Origin of the sequence: Pseudomonas aegrilactucae, assembly GCF_019168305.1 — a bacterium.
Classification (GTDB): Bacteria; Pseudomonadota; Gammaproteobacteria; order Pseudomonadales; family Pseudomonadaceae; genus Aquipseudomonas; species Aquipseudomonas aegrilactucae.
The window spans coordinates 1-892 of record NZ_JAHTBI010000167.1 but is presented as its reverse complement, the minus strand read 5'-3'; the positions used below and the strand labels follow the sequence as shown (position 1 = coordinate 892).

Sequence of the window (892 nt, the reverse complement as noted above, 5' to 3'; positions counted from 1 at the left end):
TGGTCGATGCGCTGGGCGATATCGTCACCCTGGTCAAGAGCAAGCAGCGCGATGCGCTGGACTGGGTCAGCCTGGGTATCAACCTGATCGGCGTGCTGCCGGCGCCGCCGACCATGGCCGCGGCGCGCATGAGCCTGCGTCCGACGTTGTTCCTGGTGCGCCAGGAGCTGCGCAACAGCGCCAAGATGCTGCTGGGCGACTCGCTGATCCAGGTGCTGATCGGGCACCTGAACGCCACCATCGCCGGCAAGATCGACGACTTCGTCAGCAAGGCCCGGCCCAAGCTGGCCGGCCTGCTCACCGAAGCGGGCGACCTGGGCATCAAGGCGCTCAACGAAATTGCCGGTGGCCTGGAGAAAGTGGTCACCGGCCAACTCGACGCCAAGGGCGACCGTGCGGCGGCGAGCCAGCAGATGGCGGCTGCCGGCGATCAACTGGTCAACAACCCCAAGGCGGCGCTCAAGAACATCTTCGGCGCGGTGCACAGCGCCTACAAGGCTGCTGGCAAGGGTGTGGTCAACAGTGCCGCGAGCACGCTGGTACCGGATGAAATCAAGACCCGGGTACTGGCCCAGACCGGCCAGTTGCGGGCCCTGGGGCCGGAGATGGCGCGGCAGTTGAACAAGCTGGCGGATCCTTCAGTGGCGATGAGCATCGGCTCGCTGCTCACGGTGCTGGACGACGCCGTGAAAGGCTTTCGCAAGCGCAACAAGAACGGCCAGGCCGGGGTGAGCAAGCCGGGCACCGTGACCCAGGTGGAGCGCGAGAAGGGCAAGGAGAGTTGGGGCGAGCGAGAAGCAGCACGAGGCCGTTGCCTCCACCAGCCCGCTGCCCGATACCTGCCCGATCCCGCGGCCGCCACCCCCGGCGCACTCCGGCAGCCACATCAGCT

General features: G+C 67.2%; 1 pseudogene. It reads left to right on the top strand.

What is annotated here, in order from left to right:
- Positions 1–892: pseudogene (locus KUO17_RS26310) on the top strand (RHS repeat-associated core domain-containing protein); the annotation flags it as partial.